The 2,608-nt window shown below is 50.4% G+C and carries 2 protein-coding genes and 1 pseudogene; all 3 read right to left on the reverse strand.

Annotated elements, in window-relative coordinates:
* Positions 1-124: 124 nt before the first annotated feature.
* Positions 125-397 carry a ParA family protein gene (locus tag D9V82_RS11865; protein WP_259466323.1) on the reverse strand — a complete coding sequence of 91 codons (273 nt, stop codon included), beginning with the start codon at positions 395-397 and terminating at the stop codon, positions 125-127.
* A gap of 351 nt (positions 398-748) precedes the next feature.
* Positions 749-1,048, reverse strand: coding sequence for a hypothetical protein (locus tag D9V82_RS11875; RefSeq protein ID WP_239088646.1), 300 nt, complete (start codon positions 1,046-1,048; stop codon positions 749-751).
* A gap of 1,270 nt (positions 1,049-2,318) precedes the next feature.
* A pseudogene (locus D9V82_RS12865) lies at positions 2,319-2,450 on the reverse strand (IS3-like element ISTesp3 family transposase); the annotation flags it as partial.
* Between the last annotated feature and the right edge of the window lie 158 nt (positions 2,451-2,608).

Raw genomic sequence — 2,608 nt, forward strand, 5'->3', positions numbered from 1 at the left:
CCAGATTCGCGGCTTCACGCCGGTACTCCGGGGTGTACTTCTTCCTTGACGAACTCACAATGAACATCCTCTCCTACGGACACAAGATCCGTACTAATAGGGTGTCCACTAAACGAGGGTAACCTCATAAACCACCTGGAGGGGTATCGACTATAAGAAAGTCCGGATTGTTCCCCCTCCTGACAACTCCAGAGAAATCACTTGAGCTGCGGACAGATTCGATAGGAAATGGAAAATCCTTCACTTTGGTTGCCCATCGGGTGGCAGATTGCTGGGGATCGCCGTCTGCGACTGCGACCGTATAGCCCATCCTCCGAATTGCCTCTGCGAGCATTACCGAAAGTGTGGTCTTTCCCGTACCACCCTTCGACTGAATTACGGAAATTACTCGAGTCATACAAAAAGAATAGATTCAGGAAGGACTTACCTGGGTAGTGACATGCGTATGTGTGTATATAATGCTATACGTACGGAAGTCGTCAAGTGGAGAGCTGAACTGAAAATCACTTTATACCCATGTACTGATATACACATATGTGTATATACGCATTCTTAAATTTAAAGCTATCCACTTGCCGAGGGATGCTCCGGTTGCGGGCGCGCTGTAAGGCGGTATGGTTTTGGGTGTCCGCAGCGCACCTCCCCCGGCACATAGTCGGACGGAAGGAAAATAAAAAAGCCACAATCCCCCCGCAGATGGCTTCTCCCCTAGTGCTTCCAACGACGAGAAGCACTAGGGGAGTTTCCTTTAGCGCGTGCCTTCCAGTCGTTCTTTGAGGCTGGTGGCTAAGTCTAGAAGTTCGTCGGGATTATCTGCGGGCCGTTGTTGAGACAGGTTCCGTTGTGCTGCGCGCACAAATTTAGCGAGTGTGCCGGCGTCGCGGGCCAGTGGGGAAGTGGCAGGCAACTCCGCTTGTATTGCTTGCAGGTGCTTGGCGGCACTGTTGGCGGCGTCTAGTGCGTACTCGTAGTCTCCAGTATCCCCGTGCGCCCCAATAAACAACGCACACAGGTGCGTGTCCTGGACTTCATGAACAATATCAGCCATTCCGTGCTCCCTATTCAATCCACTTTTGATTTGGCCCTTTGAGACTTTCTGAAGCCTTCCACGCGACCACTAGGATGGAAATCTGGAAGAAAATGATCCATCCAGTCGCTACTTTTTGCTGGCTTGAGTAGGTTCCGAAAACTGTAAGGAGCAGGAACATCATACCTGTTATAACAACCCCAGACGCGCTCATTGTGGTGGTAAAGCAGAGAATTACAAACCCCACCAGCGCTATCAGAAGACAAGAGTAAACGCCCCCTCTTTATCCTCCCAACTCCCACTGGGGCCAACTATTTGAAACAAAGAGAATAGCGCCCCTTGAATCAGCACTAGCGAGAAGTTTCCCCAAGTCTGAGGATTCCATTTATTTCGGCCTTGCCCATTGTCAGAAGCGCTTGATTCAATCTGCCCCCTTTTAGTCTGCTTATCCTGAAGTTCTGTTGGAGCTGTAGAGGGGTGCCGCCTTTGCTTATCGACAATGGTGGTGACGGTACACAGGGCAATGAGGACAAGGAGCCACCAACTACTTGTTTGTGAAGACTGTTCTTCCTCGCCCGGGACTGTTTTATTTTCTTTTCCCTGTTGGGGACTGTATTTACTTCGGCTCATAGACCCCAAGGCTACGGCACCCCAAAACAAGACCTACCTTCCACTTAGCAGTGTGACACTAGGTCTGTTCGCTTACGCCACCATAGGAGCCGCTAAGTTGTTCCGAGGCTAGCCATCCGATAAAAAGTGACGCGAATTGAAGCGCAACCGATGGGCAAAGTACCTTCCATCCGCTTAAGGTGCTTAAGAATAAAGCGAACAAAACAGTCGTCGTTACCGCTAGCCCTATAAGGAGACACCAAGAGCGGTAGCAGCGGCACCATAGCCCATGCCTTGCTCAAATAATTCAACCAACTGCTCGCGCTCATGCTCACTCAGCGAACTTCGAGCTCTCAATGAAAACTACTCCCCACTAATCGGTAACTGATTTCTCAGTCCAGCTAATGGGGAGCAGTTCAAAGCAGAGGTAGGTCTATCTAAATTCCTACCTCTGCTCAGGTCCTATTTCTTCTCATAGGGAAGAAATAGGAGGAGAATGACCACAATTGCTAGAGCAACCGTCACGACATACGGCCACTTAGCGTAAACGGAAAGCGCCATCAGAAGAACGCCCACAGTAGCCAAGAGCTTTTTCCACATAAATTTACTCTCCCAACCATTTTGAATCTTCCTAGTCGGAAGATGGGCCTGACCCCCGGAAAGTAGACACGTCGGGGGTTAGCTATGCTGCTTGGGTCAGTGTAGCTGATGTGAGTGCTTCGAAGGTATCGGGGGCTAGAAGGTTGCACCAGGAGTGCCGTCTGCGGGTGTTGTAGCGCATGCACCATCGAAAGACTTCTTGGCGGCAGGTAATGGGATTGTCAAAGACTTTCCGATCACGCAAGTGAAGTGCCCCGAGTTTTGTTCCTAGGCATTTGCCTTGATTTCTATTATTCCCTGTTGCGGGGTCTTCTTCCAAAATTCGGTTTCCACCTCGACCGGGGTTCGATATCCCAGGCTTTGGTGGAGCCT

Source organism: Corynebacterium macginleyi (genome assembly GCF_003688935.1).
In the GTDB taxonomy this organism is placed as follows: Bacteria; Actinomycetota; Actinomycetes; order Mycobacteriales; family Mycobacteriaceae; genus Corynebacterium; species Corynebacterium macginleyi.

Bases quoted from the DNA above. Each gene is read 5' to 3' on its own strand.
- D9V82_RS11865 (WP_259466323.1), bottom strand. From the start codon at position 397: ATGACTCGAGTAATTTCCGTAATTCAGTCGAAGGGTGGTACGGGAAAG.
- D9V82_RS11875 (WP_239088646.1), bottom strand. From the start codon at position 1,048: ATGGCTGATATTGTTCATGAAGTCCAGGACACGCACCTGTGTGCGTTG.